Source organism: Cytobacillus eiseniae, assembly GCF_017874625.1.
In the GTDB taxonomy this organism is placed as follows: Bacteria; Bacillota; Bacilli; order Bacillales; family Cytobacillaceae; genus Cytobacillus; species Cytobacillus eiseniae.
In genome coordinates, this window is the sequence record NZ_JAGIKZ010000004.1 from 90,901 (window position 1) to 115,922 (window position 25,022).

Annotated in this window: 18 protein-coding genes and 1 other annotated feature; of the genes, 4 read left to right on the forward strand and 14 right to left on the reverse strand. The window is 36.2% G+C overall.

The features are described 5' to 3' along the window. Positions 1–3 precede the first annotated feature (3 nt). From J2Z40_RS05675 to J2Z40_RS05690, 4 genes are read right to left on the reverse strand one after another with little or no spacing between them, the layout of a single operon-like run. On the reverse strand, positions 4–1,665 hold the full coding sequence (locus J2Z40_RS05675) for a GspE/PulE family protein (RefSeq protein ID WP_066396405.1): 1,662 nt from the start codon (positions 1,663–1,665) through the stop codon (positions 4–6). 21 nt (positions 1,666–1,686) lie between these two features. Continuing rightward, entirely contained in the window at positions 1,687–3,021 is a 1,335-nt protein-coding gene (locus J2Z40_RS05680) for a VanW family protein (RefSeq protein WP_066396407.1), read from the reverse strand. Positions 3,022–3,039: 18 nt separating this feature from the next. Continuing rightward, positions 3,040–3,804 (reverse strand): PRC-barrel domain-containing protein, encoded by a 765-nt coding sequence (locus tag J2Z40_RS05685; RefSeq protein WP_066396411.1) that lies wholly within the window; start codon positions 3,802–3,804, stop codon positions 3,040–3,042. Between the two features lie 57 nt (positions 3,805–3,861). Further along, complete coding sequence (locus J2Z40_RS05690; protein ID WP_066396413.1) at positions 3,862–5,181, reverse strand: hypothetical protein; 1,320 nt, start codon at positions 5,179–5,181, stop codon at positions 3,862–3,864. 156 nt (positions 5,182–5,337) lie between these two features. On the opposite strand from J2Z40_RS05690, the gene J2Z40_RS05695 reads away from it, so the two are divergent. From J2Z40_RS05695 to J2Z40_RS05705, 3 genes are read left to right on the forward strand one after another with little or no spacing between them, the layout of a single operon-like run. Beyond that, positions 5,338–5,835 (forward strand): prepilin-type N-terminal cleavage/methylation domain-containing protein, encoded by a 498-nt coding sequence (locus J2Z40_RS05695; protein ID WP_066396415.1) that lies wholly within the window; start codon positions 5,338–5,340, stop codon positions 5,833–5,835. After that, positions 5,819–6,376 (forward strand): hypothetical protein, encoded by a 558-nt coding sequence (locus J2Z40_RS05700; RefSeq protein ID WP_066396417.1) that lies wholly within the window; start codon positions 5,819–5,821, stop codon positions 6,374–6,376. Before J2Z40_RS05695 ends, J2Z40_RS05700 begins: the two co-directional genes overlap by 17 nt. A 14-nt stretch (positions 6,377–6,390) precedes the next feature. Then, entirely contained in the window at positions 6,391–8,442 is a 2,052-nt protein-coding gene (locus J2Z40_RS05705) for a hypothetical protein (protein ID WP_066396419.1), read from the forward strand. Between the two features lie 56 nt (positions 8,443–8,498). Here J2Z40_RS05705 and J2Z40_RS05710 read toward each other — a convergent pair whose 3' ends face one another. From J2Z40_RS05710 to J2Z40_RS05725, 4 genes are all read right to left on the reverse strand, one after another. Beyond that, complete coding sequence (locus J2Z40_RS05710; protein ID WP_157087839.1) at positions 8,499–11,312, reverse strand: VWA domain-containing protein; 2,814 nt, start codon at positions 11,310–11,312, stop codon at positions 8,499–8,501. 159 nt (positions 11,313–11,471) lie between these two features. Then, positions 11,472–13,187: a sensor domain-containing diguanylate cyclase gene (locus J2Z40_RS05715; protein ID WP_083953934.1), complete on the reverse strand. Its 1,716-nt coding sequence runs from the start codon at positions 13,185–13,187 to the stop codon at positions 11,472–11,474. A 100-nt stretch (positions 13,188–13,287) separates the two neighbouring features. Continuing rightward, positions 13,288–14,595: a bifunctional folylpolyglutamate synthase/dihydrofolate synthase gene (locus J2Z40_RS05720; protein ID WP_066396421.1), complete on the reverse strand. Its 1,308-nt coding sequence runs from the start codon at positions 14,593–14,595 to the stop codon at positions 13,288–13,290. Positions 14,596–14,657: 62 nt separating this feature from the next. Beyond that, on the reverse strand, positions 14,658–17,303 hold the full coding sequence (locus J2Z40_RS05725; protein WP_066396423.1) for a valine--tRNA ligase: 2,646 nt from the start codon (positions 17,301–17,303) through the stop codon (positions 14,658–14,660). Between the two features lie 68 nt (positions 17,304–17,371). Beyond that, positions 17,372–17,739: a binding site (T-box leader), on the reverse strand. Positions 17,740–17,981: 242 nt separating this feature from the next. Between J2Z40_RS05725 and J2Z40_RS19735 the strand changes: the two genes are divergently transcribed. Continuing rightward, positions 17,982–18,173: a hypothetical protein gene (locus J2Z40_RS19735; RefSeq protein WP_083953935.1), complete on the forward strand. Its 192-nt coding sequence runs from the start codon at positions 17,982–17,984 to the stop codon at positions 18,171–18,173. 16 nt (positions 18,174–18,189) lie between these two features. Here J2Z40_RS19735 and ysxE read toward each other — a convergent pair whose 3' ends face one another. The 6 genes from ysxE to hemC all read right to left on the reverse strand — a co-directional run bounded on the left by ysxE (position 18,190) and on the right by hemC (position 25,014). Further along, positions 18,190–19,260, reverse strand: coding sequence for a spore coat protein YsxE (ysxE, locus tag J2Z40_RS05730; protein WP_066396426.1), 1,071 nt, complete (start codon positions 19,258–19,260; stop codon positions 18,190–18,192). Positions 19,261–19,463: 203 nt separating this feature from the next. Next, a complete protein-coding gene (gene spoVID, locus J2Z40_RS05735; protein ID WP_083953936.1) occupies positions 19,464–20,567 on the reverse strand; it encodes a stage VI sporulation protein D in 1,104 nt (367 codons plus the stop codon). 231 nt (positions 20,568–20,798) lie between these two features. Then, the gene (gene hemL / locus J2Z40_RS05740) at positions 20,799–22,088 is read right to left on the reverse strand and encodes a glutamate-1-semialdehyde 2,1-aminomutase (protein WP_066396429.1); all 1,290 of its coding nucleotides are present in this window, start codon (positions 22,086–22,088) and stop codon (positions 20,799–20,801) included. A gap of 223 nt (positions 22,089–22,311) precedes the next feature. After that, positions 22,312–23,289 carry a porphobilinogen synthase gene (gene hemB / locus J2Z40_RS05745; protein ID WP_066396432.1) on the reverse strand — a complete coding sequence of 326 codons (978 nt, stop codon included), beginning with the start codon at positions 23,287–23,289 and terminating at the stop codon, positions 22,312–22,314. Between the two features lie 13 nt (positions 23,290–23,302). Then, on the reverse strand, positions 23,303–24,082 hold the full coding sequence (locus tag J2Z40_RS05750; protein ID WP_066396434.1) for a uroporphyrinogen-III synthase: 780 nt from the start codon (positions 24,080–24,082) through the stop codon (positions 23,303–23,305). After that, complete coding sequence (gene hemC / locus J2Z40_RS05755) at positions 24,079–25,014, reverse strand: hydroxymethylbilane synthase (protein ID WP_066396437.1); 936 nt, start codon at positions 25,012–25,014, stop codon at positions 24,079–24,081. Before hemC ends, J2Z40_RS05750 begins: the two co-directional genes overlap by 4 nt. Positions 25,015–25,022 lie beyond the last annotated feature (8 nt).

Genomic DNA, 25,022 nt, shown 5'->3' on the forward strand with positions numbered 1-25,022 from the left:
CTCCTAATCAGGGATTGCTACACGCAAAACTTCCTCTGTTGTTGTAATGCCTTGCTTTACTTTTAAAAGCCCATCATCGATTAAGAAAATCGTTTTATTTCGAATAGCGATCTCTCTTAATTTCGAAAAAGACTCGCCATTCATGATGACTCTTCTAATCTCATCATCTATTACAAGCACTTCATGGATGGCAATACGGCCTTTATATCCTGTCATATTACAGGATGAACACCCTCGTCCACGAACAATCCGCTCAATCTTCATCCCACGCCTAGCAAATATTTCTACTTCTCTTTTAGTAGGCTCTTGTTCCTGTTCACAATCACGGCAAACCCTTCGTACAAGTCGTTGGGCAACAATGCCAGTAACTGAAGATGCAACAAGGAATGGTTCAACACCCATATCCATTAAACGAGTAATCGAACCAAGGGAATCATTTGTATGCAGCGTGCTTAGGACGAGATGCCCCGTTAAAGAAGCCCTAATTGCGACCTCAGCTGTCTCTTTATCACGAATTTCCCCAACCATAATAATATTCGGATCCTGACGTAATATCGCCCTTAGCCCTGTGGCAAAGGTCATCCCAACATTTGCATTGACATGAATTTGATTAATTCCTTCTAGCTGATATTCAACAGGGTCTTCTACGGTAATAATATTTACCTCTTCGCTATTTAAACGATTAAGTGCAGCGTATAATGTTGAAGATTTCCCTGAACCAGTTGGACCAGTAAGTAACACAATTCCAGTAGGTTTTTCAATCATCTCTGTAAACCGATGTAAGTTCACTTTATTAAACCCTAGTTTATTCAAGTCATTTAATGCACTTCCAAGATCTAAGAGTCGCATAACGATTTTTTCTCCAAAGACTGTCGGTAAAGTTGATACCCTTAAATCAATTGGATGAAAATCTAGATTCATTTTGATGCGTCCATCTTGTGGGATCCGATGCTCAGTAATGTCTAGATTTGCCATAATTTTGATTCTTGCTATAAGTACAGATTGCATATGCTTTGGCAGTGTGCGCTCCGTTCTTAACACCCCATCCACTCTATATCTAATCACAACTTTTGTCTCATGGGGGTCAATATGCACGTCACTTGCCTTAATTGTTGCCGCATTTGCTAACACTTGATTGACTAAGCGAACAATCGGTGAATCTTGGTCAACGATCGTATTTTCTTCCACTTTTTCCGTACTGGTTGATGTACCAAATAGCTCTTCAAAACCTTCATCCATATCATAGTACTTATTAATCGCACGCAGAATATCATCTTTTGTCGCAATGGCCGTTTCAATATGGAATCCTGTGGAAAGACGTAAATCATCGATTGTATAGAAGTCCATCGGATCCGCCATCGCAACAAATAGCTTTTCCCCTTCTTTTTTCAAGGGAATAATTAAATTCCGTTTTGCCATTTCTTTTGGAACGATCGAAAAGAGCTTTACGTCAAATGGATATCGATATAGGCTGACATGGGGAATCCCTAGCTGAAACTCCAGCACTTCAATCAATTGCTGCTCTGTGATATATCCTCTTTGGAGTAACACATCCCCAAGTCTTTGCCCATCACTTTTTTCTTTTAAAGCTAGCTGAAGCTGCTCCTCTGTAATCAATCCAGCATCAACTAATAAGTCTCCGAGACGCTTTCGAATTTGATTCATATTAATCCCTGCTTTTATGAGTTATTTTAATGATTCATTCGGCTTTCCCCATAAATCAGATTCATTATCTTGAACGTCATCACCAAGTTGCTCTTCTATTTCATCTTGATCATTGTCTGATGGATTTTGATCTGATTCTTCGTCATTATTATTTTGATCTGCACCATTCTCAAATGGCTCATCAGCAGAATTTGCATTCTTCTCTTTAACATAAAGACTACTAACAATGACTTCATGAATCGGCAGGTAAAAATCTTCAGAAATGCTTTCTTTTTTTAATGGTTGTCCAGCATCATCCAATATTTCACGAGACACCTTAACAATCACACCAGGTACACCTTCTCGTACTGTTTTTTCAGTATTAAGAGGAAGCTTCGCATCATATTGAACAATTCTCTTCGGTTGAAATGTCTCACTATCTGTAATTGAAATATTATACTGATAAAGGAATTTTGATCCTTTCAGTGAAACATATAGTAAGTTATCAAGATATTTAAATTCTAAACTATACTTTTGATCATTTGGATTCATAAAAATAAAATCCATATTTTTCTGTTGATCGATCTTCGCTTCGTACCCAGCCTCTACATCGTTTGGCTTCGATCTACTAATATGTCTTTCGGTTATTTCAAAGTTTGTAGAAAGCAAGGTTCGATATATGGTCGAAGAAATAATACTTAACGTATTTTGATTAAGTGATGTGAGTTTATGTTCTTCTAATATTTCCAGTAATGAAACTTGAGCATGTGGCTGAATATCAATTACAGACAGTTTGTTCGTCCATTTTGTTATTGCATGATCTACGCCATCTAGCTTAGCTGTTGCTTCTGAAACAATTTCCTCATCCATCTCATACGGCAAATAGTCTAAGAGATTTAATAAATGATTTCCGTTCTCCAGTCTTTCTGCATAGATTAAAAGATCCATTTTCAACTGTTGAATGTCAAAGGCATCATTCGCCAATTCTGATGATATTTCAATAAGGAAGTTTTCAAGTCTATCCTCATCTACTTGTACAATTAATGAATTTTCCATACCAGATTTGGAGCTTTCAATGGATTTATCTAGTTGAATATCATATATGATCATATCGATTTGTGCTGATTTTTCTTTATATTGCAATGTGATTTTTGTTTCCTCGTCCCACTTCTTCTTTTCATTTATTAAGTGTTGAAGTGCTTCGACACGAGACATCTCTGAAATATCTATGGAGCCAATTTTAGTATTCATGGCAAAATCATCACTATTATTAAACGCTTTTCCATAAACAACATTTCCAATATATGAAAAACCAAATATAAATGTGGTACATAAAATTAATAGCATGTACAACTTTAGATTGATTTTACTTTTCATACGACCCACCTACTTTGATTAGGCTTCCACATTCATAGATAACTCGACAACAACGCTCGGTCCTTCTTCCTGTGCCAATTCAATCTCATGACGAGTTAAAACAGTTTCTGATGGAATAATCACATTCCCATTTAGATCTACTATATCTTTTAATACGCGTTTTCCTGTTAATAGTTCAATTTGTTTCTCAATTAATAAATTTTCATCTTTCGTTCGATCGAAGAAAGGTTCTGCAATAGGATCTTCGAAAATCTCTGCTTGTTCAGCCTCAACTTTATTGTTTGAGTCAAGCTGTTCAGCATTTTCTAAATATCCTTCACTAACATCTTCCTTAACAATAATTATATCTTTACCGAATGTAAGAACATAACTTGATAATAAGACAACTGCTTTATTTCCAAGTTGCAAATCCATTCCAAGAATCGTCCCTGTTTCTTCGTCAGCATAGAATTCTGTTACTTCACCTATTAGCTCGCCTTTTCTTGTCATTACTTTTGTATTTGTAATTTTAATTTTCTTATTAACTAATTGATTGGCTACCGGGATCTCATTTAGATCAATTACTGCATGATCGCTCTCAATTGTAACAGCGTATTCGCCAATTCCAACGACTCTTTTAAATGGAATAGCTTTCACACTTACTTGCCATTCTTCGTTTTCAATTGTTAAAAACTCGATTGAACCTTTATCTGGATTTATAACTAAAGATTTCACTTTTCCTACCTGTTGACCATTAGCAATACTAATAATTGGTAAATTTGTAATTTGTGAGCTTTTCTTCATCTTCTCCACCACACCTGACTATTTTTTCTTATTATAAGATACTTTTCACTTTTTTCGTCATAATTCTTCTGAATATACGGTTTGTAAAAACTGGATCTGTTGCATCAATATTGGATATTCGATATATTTCATTTCTAAGCTTTCTAATAAATTTTGTAGCTTAATCACATCTTTTGTTGAAATATAATGCTCGATTAATAAACTCGCAAAGGTAAAATACTCCAACTTAGGCATACTCGGATGCATACATTCTTTTAATAATTGTTCATATTTATTACGATCTAATGTTTCCTTTGCTAACTTCACTTGATCCAATAAAGTGCTTATTATTTGTTTTTGTAAGTGATTCTTTTCCTTTTTTATAAACGTTAAAGATTGAATTTCAATTGGTTGAATCGAAGTCTCACTCTGCTGTTCCTCTTCAATTAACTCCTCGACTACTAAAGAATCAGGCTCTATATTTAGTGCCTGCTCATTTGTACTTGCAGCCTCATTTTTAGAAAGTTCAAATTGTGTTAGAACTTCAAGATAATCTTCTGTATCCTCCTGCTGTTGACTTTCAATATTCGGCATTTCCTGTGTCAACACATTCATCTCTGTTATTTGTTCTTTATCCTCAAACTGAGAAAAAACTTCTAACAAATCAGCGTCCTGCTCCTGAATGTTTTCCTTTAATTCATTAAATAATAATGAATTCTTTTCCTCTGCTTCTTCAAACTTACTCATTGTGAAAGAGGATTCCTTAGGGTCATCTAGCATCATTTTTTCAAGTTCAGATAAATATCCATTATCAGTGTTATCCACTATTTCTATACTAGAATGATTAGAAGTCTCTTCTTCAATTAATACATGTTCACTTTCTTCATCCATCTTTTTAATTATTTCAGTATCTAAAAACAATTCTGCCAGTAAATCCTCTTCTTGATTATCAATAATAGAAATTTCACTACTTTCAACATAATGAGCATCTTCATTTTCGACATTTATTTCTTCAATTTCCTCTTCAAAATGACTCATATTGGCCATATTATCCTGATAATTACTTTCTTCAATTTCATTCCTTTCCTTTTCCAATGAAATCTCAACAGGAGGGGAGGTAAAATCCAATTGATTTATTGCATTGTCATGCTCACTAACCAAAAATAAATCTTTCATTTTTCTATCTAGTAAATAAGAACTAAGAATTACAAGAACGAAAACGAGTAAAGCTAACTTCCACCATTCAAACAGACTGTTGGCAGATACCCCAATAAGTGATAGGACAAAGGACACAGAAACAACAATTATTTTCCCTTTTTTAGTTAAACCGAGTGGAAGGAAATAAATAATAGGTACAACCAAAATTAATGATGCAATCGCAAATAAATAAATATTCAAAGTTTCACCCCTTTCAATTATATATGGATAGTCCATATGACACTGTTAAATTTTATGACAATTTTCAATAAACTACGTATTTAGACCTATTATAGCAAAAACAGACTACAAAATATTGTATAATAAGATAAGTTATTTTGAAAGAAGGGGAGAATAATGAATTACAAGAAAATCTTTGCCAATTCTAGAGGATTTACATTAATTGAAATATTATTATCCCTAACAATTCTCGGTATTATCATCATCGGGTCGATGCAATTTTTTTCCCAAGCTTACACATATACGAATATGAATCAAAAGAAAACAGCTGCTGTTAATGTGGCGAGAAATGCATTGATGTATATCGAAAAGGAAAATTTTATTATAGTAAGAGATGTATTTGAAAAAAATCCTGATGAAGAATTAACGATAAAAATTTGTGAGCAAAAGTATAAAAGCTTTTGGAAAGATAAACCGATTGATTCCAGCTGTGAGGATATTACAATTAATAATGTTAAATATAATGTAAGCATTCGGGCTGATAAAATACTAGATCCGCATGATTCTACCTATTCATTCTATGTCCCTTTAAAAGTAAATGTTCACTGGACAATTAATCGAAAAGAACATACCACAGAATTGGATGGTGCTATAAAAAGTGAAGATATTCGATGAAAGAGGAATTACTTTATATGAATTATTAGCCACCTTAGTTATTTCAATGATTGTTCTACCGGTTATTTATGGTGTCTTTTCTTCTGGTGTAAAGCTGTATAACAAAATTCAAGTAGAAGGACAATTAAGGGATGATGCAGATTACACAGCTACAATGATTATGAATACTTTTTATTCCTTTCCATTTGATTATGTAAAAGAGTGTGGAGATAGCAAGGCGAACTGTATTGAATTAGTAGATCAGACGAAAACAGCAATAAATCAAGTGGAGGGTAAAAACTTTTACAATATTAATCAAAAAGAAGAGTTGGGAGAAGAAGTAATAATTAGACTTGAGTTAGATGAAGTTGAAAAAAACGGCAAAAGTCAGAATGCTTTTTTAATCGACGGCAAGCCAATTGATGTCACCTCCGATCTCAACAATTCAGAACTCTCTTTATCATGCAGTGAATGTGAGGAAGGAATGATTTCCTTAAAATTAATTTTAGATGATCAACGATTAAAAAAACCATTAGAACTGAAAAGCCAATTTGGATTTTAAGGAGGCTATAGGAAATGATTCATAATGATCGTGGAAACACCTTAATTACCGTTCTCTTAGCCTCTCTCATCTTTGCTGTACTTGGCATGGCTATTGTTGCCTCATCCTTAAGCGGTGCAAAAAAAACAGAAACAAGGGAAAGCGATGTTTTGATTACTTATGATTCTATTAAGTTAGTTGATCAAATGACGTCAGATCTTGCTTTGCTATTGAACGGGATCCTTTTGGAAGATTACCGTACAGGATTCAATAATAATCTAAGAGTATCAAGCAGTTTTGATAGCGATTTATATAATGAGTTAATTGAAATACTGATTAAACCAAATAGAGAACAAAAATTAACCTTATCGTGTATCAACATTATTGATCTTAGCAATGACAATCCAAGTTATATTGATGGATCAGATGAATGTGCAGGAAGTCTAACAGATTATGATCATTACAATATTGAGAAGGATAAAGATTTTACGAGAGTTTTTGATATTGTTCTAGTGACGAATAATCCATCTAAAATTGAAGGAAAAATTTCTCGTACAATTACGAAAAGAATAATATTATCCCCATTACCTAGCTTTTTGAAATATGCAGCTGGATCAGATGATGAACTTATATTAAATGGTTCACCTAATTTTTATGGCAATGTTTTTGCCAAGTCCTTATCAATTGATAAGAATGCTAAATATTATTCAAAGAATGGAAATTTATTATTAAATGATACGCCATTGCCATCAATTAATGGAGATTTATATAGTCAATATGCAACAATTATAGATATTTTAGAGGGGGAAAATTTTTATAAAGAATCAGTTCCTAAACTCAAGCATGATAGCCAGTTTGTAAATATAGAATTTAATAAAACGATGAATGAAAATACGAATATTGTATTGACTAACAGTGGATTACGCACAGAACGATATGATTCAAATTCAGCCTTTTCACAAGATTTAGCAGCAGAAATCGGGGGACTCAAGTCACCTACGGGAACGATTAATAATTGCAAAGAAGACGATGAGGAAAATGAGGACGAAGAAAATGAGGATCATGAAAAAAATAGATCCTCAAATACTGTAGTAGAAGGAAATTGTATTAAAAGTGATAAAAACTCCGTTAATCTAGGATCGATTGAAATACAGGGAGATTTAGTAGTCACAAGCACGATTTATCCAGTTTCATTTTATGATTTATCTGTTGACGGCGATTTATATTTAGAGAGCAATGCAGATATTTCGGTTGATGGAAATGTAATAATCGAAGGGGATCTATATATCGTAGGTAATCAGAATGTAAACATTACTGGTAATGTCTATGTCTCTGGAAAAACACATCTTCTAAATTATGGAGGCAAATTACAGATAGAGAATAATTTAATTTCTGCAGATTCAATTACTGCGGAATCGCATGTGGAAAACAAAAATAAACTTGATTCTCATGGCTTAAAATTAAAAGGAGATATTATCTCAGGAAAAGACTTTACAATTAAGCCGCTGAATTCATCCATTGAGATAGATAAAAATATTTTTACAAATTACGATTTTAAAATCGAAGGAAATGAATTTGATAATAATGGGGAAGATGATGAGGTAATCTTTGATTCTGTTGTTTATGTTGGAAACAAAGCTGAAATCTCTAATGTGAATATTTTAGGGGCAGACAATAACAAGAAACAGCTTATTTTATTAGCAAATAATGATCTACTTATTACTAGAATAAATGAATTTAATAATTTTGATTCATTAGAAGAAAAGGGTCATCCTTATATACCGATAGAAGATAATAAAATTACACCTTTAAAAGGATTCTTTTATACGGAGCAAGATGCTGAATTATATGGGGTTGGGTCTCTTTTCTATATAGAAGGTGGACTATTTGCCAAAGGGAAACTTACGATTAATGCTATTCGAGGGGAAGTCGATAGTATTGATAAACTTCCTTCCTCCTCATTTCAAGAAGATAAATTCTCCCGTTTCATTGTTAATTATGATCAAGATGTCATGCTAAAACAAATTGATGCATTGCCGATCGTCGAACATCTACAAATTTTCTCTGATGAATTACTAGTTAAATAAAGTCAAAAATGGTGCTGATCAAGTTCAGCACCATTTTTGTTTCACTATATATTATTTTACCACTTTCCTCCCCCTGGAGGACCGTTATCATTTCCATCCTTTTCCGTGTAAATTTCAAACAAAGCAGAAGCTTTAGGCTGTGTTTTATCTTTCTGCTCTTCCGCTTCAACTGTTATTGTGGAATAGCCAATATCTTTCCCGACAATAAACCATTCCCCATTCTCATTAACAATATCAACTTGAGCTTGCATCGATGATGTTACACTCTCTAGTTCTCTTTTTGTTGCTTTTATTGGGTTAAAAATGAGTAAGTCTTTTACTGCTAATTTTTTACCCTTTTCAATCTTATAGACAGGTTTCGTAAATTTTATTTCCTTTAATACAATATAAGGATCTTTTACAATGATTTTGATTTTCACTTCAATCTCGGAACCGTCAGTCGTTTTAACAATTAAATATGTTTCGCCATCCTCTTTTCCAAGTATTGTTTTTTCATCAATTAATTCTGCTTTATCACTATTTTCAATAGTAATATCTAGTTTTTTATTTGTTGCGTCAAGAGGTTCGATTTCAATTTTGAAAGGCTTTGTTTTATCTACTTCTACTTCAATTGGATTCGGAGTAATCGTGATTTTCTCAATTGGCTTTTCAATTTTTATCGTTTTTGTAATCTTAATGTCCTCAAGTGCAAATCCGCCAATTGCCTTCACCTTAATCGTGTTTAACCCCGATGTAGCAACTTCGATTAGCTGAGATGGATCAAATTCAGTCCATCTGATATTTTCCTGATCATTATCAATGGAGTAATAGTACTTTACCCCTTTACCAGCAACAAGATTGGAGAGCTTGATATGAATCGTTTCAAGTGCTTTATCCCCACTTTTATATTTATTACCTGTTTTCGTACCAATCATTTCGTAATCAGGCTGTAAATAAATCGTTACCTTCTCATTATCAAAATAAGTCACTTCAATAGCAGTATTCTTTTCTCCAGTAAAAGCCATGTCTTTAATGGCTTTATTTTTTAGGCCATAGTTATTCGGGAACTCAGTTTGTGCGAGTTTTGCTCCATTTTGGTTTAAATCAATTTTTGAAATAATTCCAGTAGCCTCACCATCATAAGCATTATTTGGCATTTCCATTAATCTGACCTTTAAATTGATCACTTGATTTGAAGCAGCAATTGAACTGCTATGGTCACCAAATCGGCTATCCTTGTAATGGACGGTTGCCAGTGGCATTTTCACATTATTTATAGCCCATTCTCCCTTTAATTGGATAGAGGCAGTCAGTTGACTAGGATTAAATTTCCCACTACTATAATTAATTTCATGAGATAAATTTATTTGTGCCGCATTCTTTCCATCTGGTGTAGTTATTGCTGTAATCCCAGAGGAAGGGATAAGTGATACCCCGTCTGGCAACGGCTGAATAATCTTAATATTAGTTAATTTACCAGTTACTTTATTATCAACTAATCCAAATGGATTTAACGCATAATTCACTTTAAAGTGATTGGACTTCTCCGCAGAACCTGAAACTTTAATGAGGTTATCAGGTGTATTAATAACTCCCTCTAAACTCATCGTTCCTCTAAATGTAGGAGGAGCATCAGCCTTCACTTCAATTGTTACTGGTCCATGTTTTTTCGTCACTAACTCACCGTCAAGATTTATATATGACATCGTAATATCATCAAATGTATACTTGCCAATCTCAGAAAAACTTAAAGGCAACGTAAGGTCAATTGGCTGTGATACTTCTTGATTGATTGGGAATTTAAAATTAAATTTCATACTTGCCTTATTATTTATTAAAGTAGCATCTGATCCTTCAATCAGTTTCACATTTCCTTTAAATTTATCTAGATTAATTTTAACCTCTCCAGTAATGGAGGGGGTGTCCATGTCTCCAGAAATTTCACGGAAAATAGATGAAATATTATCCTGAGTTGCTTGGCGTGCACTGACACCAGTAATAGCTGAAAGTTTCCGTAAATATTCCATATCAACATCTTTATTACTGCCAAAACCGATAGAGTATAGCTTAATATTTTGTTCTGCTATTAATTGTGCTCTTTTTTCACCGTGTTGCCTAATTGCTTGTATCGTTTCATTTATACGTAAATTTAAATTATAAGTTGAACCATCATACTTAAAATAAACTTTACTACTACTAAAATTTGGACTACTACCATACAACTCATAATTAACTAGTACCTCTTCGGTAACTGTCTTATTTCCCCAACAAAAAAAACAGCTTTTTTGGAAGGTTCTTACTTCTTTATTATTAGAAAAGGTTGGTTCTCCATCTGTCATAAATAGGATATATTTGTTATTATTACTTCCTTTAAATAATTCAAGTGCTTTTTCAAAAGATTGGGTATAGTTTGTTCCACCCTCGGCATAAAGACTATTTGCCTTTTTATTAATTTCGTCTAATCCCTTTTTTATATCTGCTGGCCAGAAATTAACTATACTTTCAACATCACTTCCAAATGGAATAAATGCAAAGTTATCTTTAGGTCCTGCATTTTCTTTAAAGAAATTAATTGCTTCTGTCATTGCATTTTTTGCACTTTGTAATTTTCCTGAATCCTTCATCGAACCAGATTTATCAAATATAAATACAACATCGATCGGATCTCTATTCACATTTGTAGTCTTCCCACTTGGTGTTAAATGAAAATCTAGACTACCCTCAGCATCACTATTTTGTGGCTTTACGATTTCATTTTGTGAAGGCTTAACTGTGTAATCTATAGAAGGAGTGTCTAAACCATTTGCTGAAACAGTTAATGAGGAAAAAGATAAGTGCAAAATGAAATGAAAAGCGAGTAAAACAATAAGCCATTTTCCTTTATTCTTCAAAATCTCTCCTCCTTAAAAAGTCTATGCGTCTTTATAACTACTATTATACCAATCTTCCTATTTAATCCATAGCGTAATTTGCTATAATTCTTTAAAATATTCTTCCATTTTACTAAAAAAGACAAAAGTCCTCACTTTTATGAGACTTTTGTCTTTTTATTACCCGACATACTCCGCCACCCGATTCCGTCCAGCTCTCTTCGCACCAACATAAAGTGCTCGATCAGCATGGCGGATGAGGCTCATTGCGTCTTCCCCATCTCCTGGAGCGGTTGCAACACCGAAGGAAGCAGTGATTTTTGCAGAAATTGGCATTTCGGATTGTTCTAGATGCTGTGTAAGGATGAATGAATATTGTGCGATTGTCAGTCTGATTGTTTCTGCGATAAAAAGGGCTTCTTCTCTAGTTGTATCCGGAAGAAGGATGACAAATTCTTCTCCTCCGAAACGTGCGACTGTGCCCTGGTCATCAATTATATGTACTAATTTATTTGCAAGCTGGATTAGAATTTCATTGCCGCTTTGGTGACCATATGTGTCGTTCACTTTTTTGAAGTGATCGATATCAAGAATGATAAGGGATAGGCGCTTTCTTTGGTGCAGCTCGAGCAATCGATATTCATCATTCAATAGTTGATCAAAATAACGATAATTAAAAAGGCTTGTTAATGCACAGCGTTCGCTTTTTTCCCTCGTCTCCTCGTAATGTTTGGCATTTTCAATAGAAATAGCAAAATGGGAGCAAAGAATATCAACGATCGCTAGCTGAGACTTTTCATAAGCTCTTTTTTGGCTTGATGCGAGGAGGATTATGCCGGTGATCATATTGTTACGGGCAATAGGCACACAAATCACACTTTCAATCGTATCAGGCATATACCCTCTAACAATATGATTCCATTCCTTTTTTGTATTGAAAAGCATCGCTTCCCCTTTGTCCCATACAAGCCCACTGATGCCTTCATTTTTCTTAAGAGGATGAATATTTGTCGTCTTCACCTCTCCTTTTTCAATACAGCGAAGCAGATGTAATTCTTTCTCATCAACAACTTCAAGAAGATAAGCAAAATCTACATTAATCAGTTCAGTAATCTTTTCGATAAATAAATCAATTACTTCATCTACAATTAGCTTTTCAGCCAGCTGATGGCCAATTTCCGCAGCTTTTTGTAAATAACTATTAATTTTATCGCTAGAATAATAGAGGTTTAAGATGATCGATAGACTGATAAATGGGATACCGACAAATAATAAGGCGATTAGCCCCACTTCAACATATAATATATAAAGAACAAACCCAATAGGGAAGGTGATCAATGTTGTAACCGTTTCCCAAACAAACTCCTTGCCAAAGTTCTCTCTTTGATTATTGTAGAAGAGATAATTAATCAAAATAATGATCAGATGATTTAAGAGATAATGAATGATTGGATAGGATACAACTAGTGGAAATGTAGCTGTTACATCACTTAATGCCAAACCTGTCTTTCCACCCATCATATAATAAAAAACACCACTTAATAATGAAACAAGGAAAAACATTAACGAATTTAATGGAAGGCGGAAATAATTTCCCTTCGTCAGTTTCACTCTAGTAAATAACACAATCAATGCTAGCTGTGCCATCACTAACTCAACAAATAGGCCAAAGATTAAAAAGGTTGCCCAAGAAACCCACTGAATAAAGAAAATAGGACTTCCATTGATCACAAGCGGGGTTGCAGCAACAAATGCCGTCATTAATAAAAAAATAACTAAGTCGATTCCTCGTTCAGAAAGTTGGGGGGGATATAGCTGATATGTGTACCATAGGCCGATTGGAAAAATAATAATCCAAAGTAACCAAATGATCTTTTTCTTATTAGAACTTATCATTTATAGTCCTTCCCCTCTTTATTCCCTAGGAAATAAGTCATGTTCATTATTCCTATCTTACCAAATTTTGCAACTATTGTCATATAAAAATTTCATATATTTACCTTTTTACCATATTTAAGAGAAAGGGCTTTGCCTCAGAAAGAAAATAGAGGGAACCAGTAATGACAAGGATTTCCTCCGCTGATCGTGTATTCATTTCAGCTTTTAGCGCTCGCTGCCAATCTTTAGAAAAATGCTTATTACTATTTTTGCTTATAATAAATAAATCCTCTGCTTTTGAAGCTCTTGGAAAATCAAACTCAACAAAGATGATCTTATCAGCAATGGCATCTAGTTTCATAATCATTTGATCCAATTTTTTATCAGAAAGGGCAGCAAAAATGATTGTCATCTTTTTATTAGCATAACGTTTTTTTAACTCATTAACTAAAGCTGTAATCCCTTCATTATTATGTGCACCATCAATAATGGTTGTTGGATGACTAGCTATTACTTCGAATCGGCCTGGCCAATAGGCATTTTTGAGCCCCTCATAAACATGTCCATCCTCGATTAAAAAGGAATAATACTTATTTAAAAGCTCTACAGCCATAATTGCTAATGAGGCATTTTCTATTTGGTGTCTGCCCGCCATAGAAATCTCCAGGTTGCTCCACTTTTGAAAAGGAGTTTTTTGTGTAAATACTTCGCCTGTTGCTGTTGAATGATGATGTTCAATACTAAATTGATCGTCAAGACAATAGAAAGGGGCTTTCATCTCGATCGCCTTATTTTCAATGACTTGTTTTGCTTCGTTTTGCTTTACTGCTGTGATTATACTTGTCCCAGGTTTTATAATCCCAGCCTTCTCACCAGCAATTTCAGTATAGGTTTCACCGAGTATACTTGTGTGATCTAACCCAATATTTGTAATGATCGACATAATCGGAAAAATGATATTTGTTGAATCAAATCTTCCTCCAAGTCCTACTTCAAACAATACAAGGTCTACTGGCTTTACATGACCAAAATATTGGAGAGCCATTGCCGTAATAATTTCAAATTCTGTCGGACCTCCAAGTTCTGTTGTTTCTAATTCCTCAGAAAGTGGATAAATGGCATTAGCCAATTCAACAATCTCATCATCTTTTATCGGTACTCCATTTAAGGCAATTCTTTCATTAAACTGCTCAAAATAAGGAGAAGTGAATGTTCCTACCGTGCAACCCGCTTCCTCTAGAATATTGCGAAGGTAAGTGACTGTTGAACCTTTTCCATTCGTCCCACCAATATGGATCGTTTTTATTCTTCTTTCTGGATGGTTCAGTTTCTCCATCATCCATTCCATTCGTTTCAAACCTGGCTTAACCCCAAGACGCAAGCGAGAATGTATCCAGTCTATTGCCTCATCATATGTTGTAAACATGCGAGCTCCTCCTACTTACATGAGGAAGACGAATCCATTAACTGAATTCGCCTTCAACATATTTATTCACCTTTTAATTCGTTAATCCGAGCTTCTACCGCTGCTCTCTTCTCACTATAATCCTTTTCTTTCGCTCTTTCTTCTTCAATCACTTTCTCTGGTGCCTTTTTCACAAAGCCCTCATTGCTCAGTTTCTTCTGAACACGATCCACTTCTTTATTCAGTTTATCCCATTCTTTTTGTAAGCGAGCGACTTCTTCTTCGATATTAATTAATCCTTCGAGTGGCAGGATGATTTCTGCTCCTGTTACAACAGCTATCATTGCTTTTTCAGGTGTTTCCACTTCCATTGCAATGATTAGTTCTTCTGGATTACAGAAACGCTCAATATAGCCATGGTTATTCTCAAGAGTCTTAAGGATTTCTTCATCCTTCGCTTTTAATATCATTTTAATTTTCTTACTCATTGGTGTATTCACTTCTGCACGGCTATTACGAACAGAGCGAATGATTTCAACGAGAAGCTTCATTTCACCTGCCGCTTGATCATCTGTCAATTCTTCATTCACTATTGGCCATGCTGAGTTCGTGATCGATTCCCCAGCATGAGGTAGGTTTTGCCAAATTTCCTCTGTAATGAATGGCATGAACGGATGTAATAAGCGCATTGTGTTATCTAGCACATATGCTAAGATCGAGCGTGTTGTTTTCTTCGCTGCCTCGTCTTCCCCATATAGTGGGAGCTTCGCCATTTCAATATACCAGTCACAGAAATCATCCCAAATGAAGTTGTAGAGAACCCGGCCTACTTCACCAAATTCATAGCGGTCAGATAATCTTGTTACTGTTTCAATCGTTTCATTTAATCGTGTTAAAATCCACTTATCTGCAACAGACTTTTCACCGCTTAAATCAATTTCATCATACGTTAATCCATTCATATTCATTAAAGCAAAACGAGAAGCATTCCAAATTTTATTAGCGAAATTCCATGTTGCTTCAACCTTCTCCATGCTAAAACGTAAATCTTGGCCTGGTGAGCTGCCTGTCGATAAGAAGTAGCGTAGAGAATCCGCACCATACTTATCAATAACATCCATTGGATCAACACCGTTTCCAAGCGACTTACTCATCTTACGTCCTTCTGCATCACGAACTAATCCATGAATAAGTACATCTTTGAATGGACGTTCACCTGTAAATTCAAGTCCTTGGAAAATCATCCGGGAAACCCAGAAGAAAATAATGTCATACCCTGTAACTAGAGCAGCTGTTGGATAATAACGCTTGTAATCAGCCGCTTCTGTATCAGGCCAGCCCATTGTTGAAAATGGCCATAATGCAGAACTGAACCAAGTATCTAAAACATCCTTATCCTGTTCCCAGTTTTCAATATCTGCTGGAGCTTCGTTGCCTACAAAAACTTCACCTGTCTCTTTATGATACCAAGCAGGAATTCTGTGTCCCCACCAAAGTTGACGAGAGATACACCAGTCGCGGATATTTTCCATCCAGCGAAGATACGTATTTTCAAATCGATTCGGAACAAAGTTTACTTTATCTTCTTTCGATTGAAGGGCAACTGCTTCATCTGCTAGCGGCTGCATTTTTACAAACCATTGAGTAGAAAGATATGGTTCAACAACTGCGCCGCTTCGCTCAGAGTGGCCAACCGAATGCATATGTTCTTCAATTTTAAATAGTACACCTTGCTCTTGGAGATCTTTCACAATTTGCTTCCGGCATTCAAAACGGTCCATTCCTTGATATTTTTCAGCCTTTGCATTCATTGAGCCATCTTCATTCATTACAAGAACACGTTCAAGATTATGACGATTGCCAATTTCAAAGTCATTCGGATCATGTGCTGGAGTAATCTTCACCGCTCCTGAACCAAATTCCATATCAACATAATCATCCGCAACGATTGGAATTTCCCGGCCAACAATTGGAAGCTTCACTGTTTTACCAATTAAATGCTTATAGCGCTCATCTTCTGGATGAACAGCTACTGCCGTATCTCCAAGCATTGTTTCAGGACGTGTTGTTGCAATTTCGATATGTCCTGACCCGTCAGCAAGCGGATATCTCATATGATAGAACGCACCTTGAACATCTTTATGAATAACCTCAATATCTGATAAAGCTGTTTTCGTTGATGGATCCCAATTAATGATGTATTCACCGCGGTAAATAAGGCCTTTATTATATAGTGATACGAATACTTCACGAACTGCCTTTGATAATCCTTCATCAAGCGTAAAGCGCTCACGGCTATAATCTAGACCTAGTCCAAGCTTCGACCATTGCTGACGGATATGGCTTGCATATTCCTCTTTCCATTTCCATGTTTCTTCGACAAATTTTTCACGACCTAAGTCATATCGGCTCTTTCCTTCATTGCGGAGCTTTTCCTCCACTTTTGCCTGTGTCGCGATTCCCGCATGGTCCATTCCTGGCAGCCACAATACATCATACCCCTGCATCCGCTTCATGCGTGTAAGAATATCTTGAAGTGTCGTATCCCAGGCATGCCCAAGATGCAATCTTCCTGTTACGTTAGGCGGTGGAATAACAATCGTATAAGGGTCTTTCTTTTGATCATCCTTCGCCTCAAAATATTTTCCCTTTAGCCACCAATCATAGCGTCCTTGCTCAATAGCCTGCGGATTATATTTTGTCGGCATTGTCAGTTCTTTCGTTTCCATCGTCAATCTCCCTTTCTAATTAAATGTTTTCAATATTCACAAAGAAAATAAAAAAACCCCATTCGCCTTAAAAGGACGAATGGAGTTTGCTTCGCGGTACCACCTTTTTTTCAATCACATAAGAAAAGCGGAAGCGCCTTGCCCAGGGACGACAAGCATAAGACAAGCTGGCGAGAAGGTTGCTCTTTAACCTACTTGACAGATTGGCTTATGACCTCGAGTCCCTAGGCGCTGGAGCTGGACATTTCTTAATCATCATGATTGACTCTTAAACAGATAACGGATTTCCCGTCTTTCACTACTTGGACAAAGAAGTCCTTTCACAAAAGAAGCTCAAGGGCGACCTTCCAACAGTTCTGCTTAGAAAACCTTTCAGCTAATGGTTTTCCTCTCTAAAAGCGAATGCTATTGTACTCTTCCCAATCATAGCTAATTATTTTATTATACATATACTACCGAAGAATACGGATTATAGTCAATATTAATTTCCATATTATTAATAATTTATTCATTTCTATATTGAATGTGTCATTTTTTACACAGGCTAATACGTCCATTATCTCTCTTTAGATGTATAACCCTTACTAATTTAATAGGGCATATACAAATTATAGGCACTATATTTGTAGATTACACATATTATTGTAGAAAGGGATTTTTAGAAAAGGGGCATGCGGAATGAAGAGGAAATACAGTCCATATACTTTGCCGCCGTGGTTAAGAAAAGTTAGAGGGGCATGTGCACAATTTATTATTCCTATTTGTGTCTTTCAGGGGATACGAACAATTTTATTTCCATTTACGCTCGACGTACTTTTACTTACTCTTTTAATTTTGTTAGCAGTAGCTTTGCATCTAAACGTAATATAAGAGCCCAAAATCAACGTTAATTTTGGGCTCCTTCTTGTGCCTCAGCCTGTGCTTGGGCTTCAGCCATCGCTTTTTCTTGTGCTTTTTTTGCTTCAATTTCTTCAATTTTCATTAAGACATATTCGGTATTTTTCAGTAGCCAAAATTGCCTCTGAAAGTTTTTGACCGACTTTCGTTCTCCTCCTTTACTCTCTCCTCTAAAATATTTTTCTGCTGAGTGAATGACCCCTCCTGGATGCGCAAAATAGCTTTGAAAAAGCAATAATTCCTCTTCTTTAAAAGGGAAATATTTCAAATACGTATAAATCCAGTCTACACTTTCGTCTGATTGTTTTGGATAGGTTTTTAATGATCGTGATAGAAAGGGCAATAAATCATGGAGTGGTGAACCTTGTCTTGATTTTTCAAAATTAGTGAAATATCCATGGCCTTTCTCATCAAACAGGAAATGTTCTGTTGAGACTTTTCCATGAATTGTTACGATTCTTGCCTTCTCATCTTCACTTGTTTTTTCATACCATGTCTTTAAACGTTTCTCTGAAAATTGCAATGCCTGATTAATTTCATGGTAATAAAGGGCAAACAACAATTCAAATGGGGATAAATACTCTTTTTTCTCACATACTTCAATAAAACCTTCTAAAAACTCTCTTTCCTTTTCCCATTCAAGCAATGTATTTTCATAATGCTCTTTTCTTTCCTCACTGCTAATGGAGACCTCTTTAACTGATAATGTGTGAAGTCTTGCCAACTCACGAAAAAGCTGCTGATGCCGTTCAAAACGATTTTCCTTTTCCACATTTGCTAGCCATGGCATTAAATAATACAGATCATTCTCATATAAAACAGCATATCGTCCATCAACTGTTGGAAAAATGGGGACAATTCGGTTATAGCCTTTTTGAAACAATGCCTGTACATGCCGAATGAAATCGCCCCCATGCTTTGGGTCAATTTTTTTTAACGCAAAAATGCCTTTATTTGTATAAATTTTTCTAATACGGCCAAGCTCCTCGACAAAATGCGGTTCAAGTGCGTAATGCTTTAATATTGGTGCCACTTTTTTCAAACGATTCTCTTTAGGCATAAGAATCCACTCTCTTTCATTGAAAACAGAAGTACAGCTTAGCTAAACTTGAAGATCCCTCACTACTAATCTTATTTAGTAGTTTATCAGCAAAATCCTGTGACTTATCAGCCAGTTTCAGTCATTTATAAGTCAATCCACAATAACGAAAAAACAGCCTAAGCAGGTGTTCGTCAACCCGCCCAGCCTGTTTTTGCTTTCTTCTAGCGGGCTACAGCAACCGGAATATATAGCACTTGCCCTTCATAAATATCTTGGCTAAGTTCCAATTGATTAACAGTTAATAATTGATGCACACCCACTTCGTACCTTTCAGCAATTTGATCAATGGTGTCACCATTTTGAACAATGCATACCTTCAATTTTGCCACATTCTCTGATTCTTCCTTACGGGCAAAAAATTCGGTTAATGACATACTTTTCTTTGACTTTTTCTTTGGCTTACTACCTTTTTCAGCTGTTTCTTCAACGACTTCAGGAGTTTCTACTTCTTCTACTATGATTTCATTCAACTCTTCAATTGCAGGGCTCTCATCAGGAATGCCAAAAACATCATTAGCTGAAGGAGGTGGCTCCTCACTTCTTTGCGCAGAAAATGAGATTTCCGGTTCCAGTTGAATGTCTTCCTTTACTGGCGCTTCCTCTTCATTCTGTTTTCTTGCCTCTGCTTCAAATGGAAGATATGCTTCCTCATCCTCTGGCTGCTCTACCTCTTCATTAAATGCAGGACTTACAAATATTTCTGTTCTTTCCTCTTCTTTCTCAAGTTCATTAACTTCAACAGGATTTTCTGTTGCTTCAATAGTTGATGTTGATCGATATTGCGGTTCAAGTTCTACTTCTACGACTTCTTCTTCCATTGCCGGAACATGCTGCTGTTCACCGTATAAGCCAATAATCATTAAATTCGCTGAAAGCTTCATACAACTTCTTTCTGGAAAAACATAATCAAATGATTCCACTTGTACATCAATGTCATTAATGCTCTGAATTCGATTATTAGGGATCGTAATATCTACTGGAAAAAAGTGAGAGAACTCACATATTCCTTCTTCTCTTTCCTCAACGATTTGAACAAATTTTGGTGTAGCAAATGTTTCGTTCTGTTCCGCTTCTACTTCTTCATTGCGTTTATATTCACCTGATAGCTCCAGTGCTCCCTGAATCGTAACATATTGATCATTTTCCTGAATCAAAATATCTGGATCTAACGATATGGATACTAACTCAAGTACTTCCTGTCCTTTTTGAAACCAGACGGACTCTTCTAATGAAAATCGTAAACACGATGGATTCCCTTGAGACAAAGCGACTCCCCCTTTCATCACATAACACATCACACATAATCACTATGTCATTTACAATTTATGAAAAAATAGAATTAATTATGACCGGAAAAGTCGTAAATTTCCCTATTTTGATTACAGAGGGTGAAAGTGCATTTGTCATGACTTATGAAAGGATCGATAGCAACTATTTTAAAGTCTCTAACAAACAAAAAACACCCATCCGTTGGAGATGAGTGTTTTTAACATTGGTTATCCTTTAAGTTTTGAAAAAGCAATATCGACAGCTTGAAGTGTCTTTTCAATATCTTCATCCGTATGGGCTGTTGATAAGAATAAGCCTTCAAATTGTGAAGGTGGCAGGAATACCCCTTGATTAGCCATTTCACGGTAGTATGCAGCAAAATAATCAAGATTTGATGTTTTTGCTTTTTCATAGTTAATGACATTTTCATTTGTAAAGAAGAAGCCGATCATAGAGCCTGCACGATTGAACGTATTTGGAATATCATATTTTTCCGCACTTGCTTTTATTCCAGCTTCAAGCATGTCTCCTAAACGCGTAAATTCCACATAACTTTCAGGAGTAAGCTGGCTTAATGTTGCATAGCCTGCTGACATTGCAAGTGGATTTCCAGATAAAGTACCTGCTTGATAGATTGGTCCACTTGGCGCAATCTGCTCCATAATTTCTGCTTTTCCGCCATAAGCACCGACAGGAAGCCCACCGCCAATTACTTTTCCGAGACATGTAAGATCTGGCGTCACATTAAAATGTCCTTGGGCACAATTATAACCAACACGGAAGCCAGTCATAACCTCATCAAAGATCAATAACGCACCATATTGAGTCGTAATTTCTCGTAATCCTTCTAAAAATCCTGGCTGTGGTGGAACAAGTCCCATATTTCCAGCAACAGGCTCAACAATGATTCCGGCAATATCTTCTCCAAATTGTTCAAAAGCATACTTTACACTATTCAAATCATTGTATGGAACCGTAATTGTATTTTTAGCAATTCCTTCTGGTACGCCAGGGCTATCAGGTAATCCAAGCGTAGCAACACCTGATCCAGCTTTAATTAAGAGTGAATCCCCATGGCCATGATAACAGCCTTCAAACTTTAGAATCTTGTCACGCCCTGTATAGCCACGTGCTAATCTTAATGCACTCATCGTTGCTTCCGTTCCAGATGAAACCATGCGGATGATCTCGATCGATGGCACTCGTTCAATAACTAATTTTGCTAACTCGTTCTCAGTAACCGTCGGTGCACCAAAGCTTGTACCTAATTCTGCTACCTTTTTTAATGCTTCAACTACACGATCATTTGTATGTCCTAAAATAAGTGGACCCCATGACAATACATAGTCAATATATTCATTGCCATCGATATCATAAATTTTTGAGCCTTTGCCTCGCTCCATAAAAATTGGATCCATGTTTACCGATTTAAATGCACGAACAGGTGAATTTACTCCTCCAGGCATTAATGTTTTTGCTTCTTTAAAAGCCTGAATCGATTTCTCATATGAGCGCATGAATGAACCCCTCTTTCATTATTTTTGGCTGTTTTCGCAAACATTGTTGCTTATTAAGATAAAGTTGGTAAAGGTTGATTTCCACTCCAGGTTGCTCCAATCAACCGACCTAGTTAATCAATCATATTCATTCAAACATTTGATTCAAAAGCAACAAACCTTTAGTAAAGAGCCTTAATTTTTTAACGCACCTAAAATGCATACCTAAATTTGAAGCTTACATTTACTGTTCCTTCAGCCATCTTGCCGCATCTTTTGCGTGGTATGTAATAATTAGGTCACAGCCTGCACGTTTCATACCAGTCAGCATTTCCATGACAATTCTTTCTTCATCAATCCAGCCATTTTGCGCAGCTGCTTTAACCATTGAATACTCACCGCTCACATTATAAATAACAAGCGGAAGATTAAAGTTGTTTTTCACATCACGAACAATGTCCAGATAAGGCATGCCAGGCTTCACAATCAGGAAGTCAGCACCTTCCATTAAATCAGATTCTGCTTCACGCAATGCTTCCATCCGGTTTGCTGGGTCCATTTGATAAGCCTTCCGATCACCGAATTGTGGGGTACTATCCGCTGCATCACGGAAAGGACCATAAAATGCTGAAGCGTATTTCACCGCATAAGACATAATTGGAATATTTTCAAATCCTGCTTCATCTAATCCAGCACGAATAGCCGCAACAAATCCGTCCATCATATTAGATGGAGCGATGATATCTGCTCCAGCCTTCGCTTGACTGACAGCTGTTTGAACAAGTAATTCTAGAGACGCATCATTTAATACTTGATCCCCTTCAATTAAACCGCAATGGCCATGGCTTGTGTATTCACAAAGACATGTATCAGCAACGACGATCATCTCTGGATATTTAGCTTTTATAAAGCGTGTAGCTTCCTGAACAATCCCATGATCATGATATGCTTGTTCGCCACACTCATCTTTCTCTAGAGGAATACCGAATAGAAGAACCGATTTAATGCCTAAATCGACAACCTCATTCATTTCCTCTTCCAGATGATCTAAAGATAAATTATAAATTCCCGGCATTGAGGGGATTTCACGCTTAATATCCTTTCCCTCTGCAACAAAGATTGGATAGATGAAATCATCTGTTCTTAAATGATTTTCACGTACGAGTGCACGCATATTTGCAGTCTGGCGTAATCGTCTATGGCGTGTGAATTGTATATCCATTTCATACCCTCCGCTATTCATTTTCTAAATAATTGATTATACTTTTTATCATATGATTCACAGTAAATACATCCGGTGCACTATGCACTGGCAAACCGTAGGATTCAATTCTTGCCTTAGTTACTGGTCCGATACAACCGATGATACATCCTTCAAGATGCCTATAAAGATTGTACTCTTTCACGACACTCATCAAATGATCAATCGTAGATGGACTCGTAAAGGTAAGAATATGCAATTTATCTCGAGAAAGCTCTTCAACAATTAATTTCTTGCTCTCCTCTGGAAAATACGTTTCATATATAACAATTTCATCAACAATTGCCCCATGCGCTGTAAAAGCAGTAGCAATGTAATTTCTTGCTAAGCTCCCTTTTGGAATGAGTATTTTCATCCCCTTTTTAACATGGGGTAAAAAATCCTCTACAAATTCCTCAGCAACATATTTCTCTGGAACAAAATCAACACGAAGTCCTTGAGCCTCGATAAAGCTAGCCGTTTTCGTACCTATTGCCGCAATTCTCGGAAGTTTGCCTCTTTCTAATGGCGAGACAAATGATAGAAATAATTCAACCGTTATGCTACTAGTGAAAATCAACCAATCATATGTATGCAATTGATGAATAACTGCTAAGATTTCTTCGGAAGGATGGACTGGCTTAAAGGCAATAAGCGGGATTTCAATAGGATTCCCGCCATAGCCTTTAATTAACTCAGAAAATGATTTTGCCTGTCCCCTGCTCCTAGGTACAAGTACATTCTTCCCCTTTAGAGGGGAGGCGGAGGCGTTCATTCGCCATCCATCTCCGCTTTCACTTGATCAATTAATTCTTTCCCACCAAGACTAATTAACGCATTAGCAGCTTCCGTTCCAACTGCTTCAGGGTCTGTTCCTGTTGTTTGTTCCTTGTAAATAATTTTCCCATCAGGTGATGCGACAAGTGATGTAAGCACGATTTCGCCCTTGCTATTGATGACCGCATAACCTGCGATCGGCACTTGGCAGCCACCTTCCATTTTATGAAGAAACGCTCTTTCCGCCGTAACGGTTACACTTGTCGTCTCACATGTGAATTTCTTCAATAATCCAAGTAATTCCTCATCATCACCGCGACATTCAATCGATAAAGCACCTTGCCCAATTGCAGGTAAACAAATATCTGGATCAAGGAATTCTGTGACAACATCAGCTGCCCAGCCAAGTCTTGATAAACCAGCTGCTGCTAAAATAATCGCATCATATTCGTCCGTTTCTAATTTTGCTAATCGAGTATCAATATTTCCTCTGATCCACTTAATTTCAATATCTGAACGACGAGCTAACAGCTGCGCCGCACGTCTTAAACTACTTGTCCCCACAATGGCTCCAGGCTTAAGTTCATCAAATCGAACATGGCCTTTAGAGATGAGCACGTCACGGTGATCCTCTCTCTCTGGGATACAGCCGATCACAAGGCCATCTGGCAGAACTGCAGGCATATCTTTCATGCTATGAACAGCCATATCAATTTCCTTATCAAGCATGGCCTGTTCAATTTCCTTTACAAATAGCCCTTTTCCACCTACTTTAGAGAGCGTAACATCTAAGATTCGATCGCCTTTTGTCACAATTTCCTTAACCTCAAAATCAAAAGATGGATCAATTGACTTTAATTGCTTAATTACCCAATTTGTTTGTGTTAATGCCAGCTTGCTTCTACGTGATCCAACAATAATTTTTCTCATAATAACCT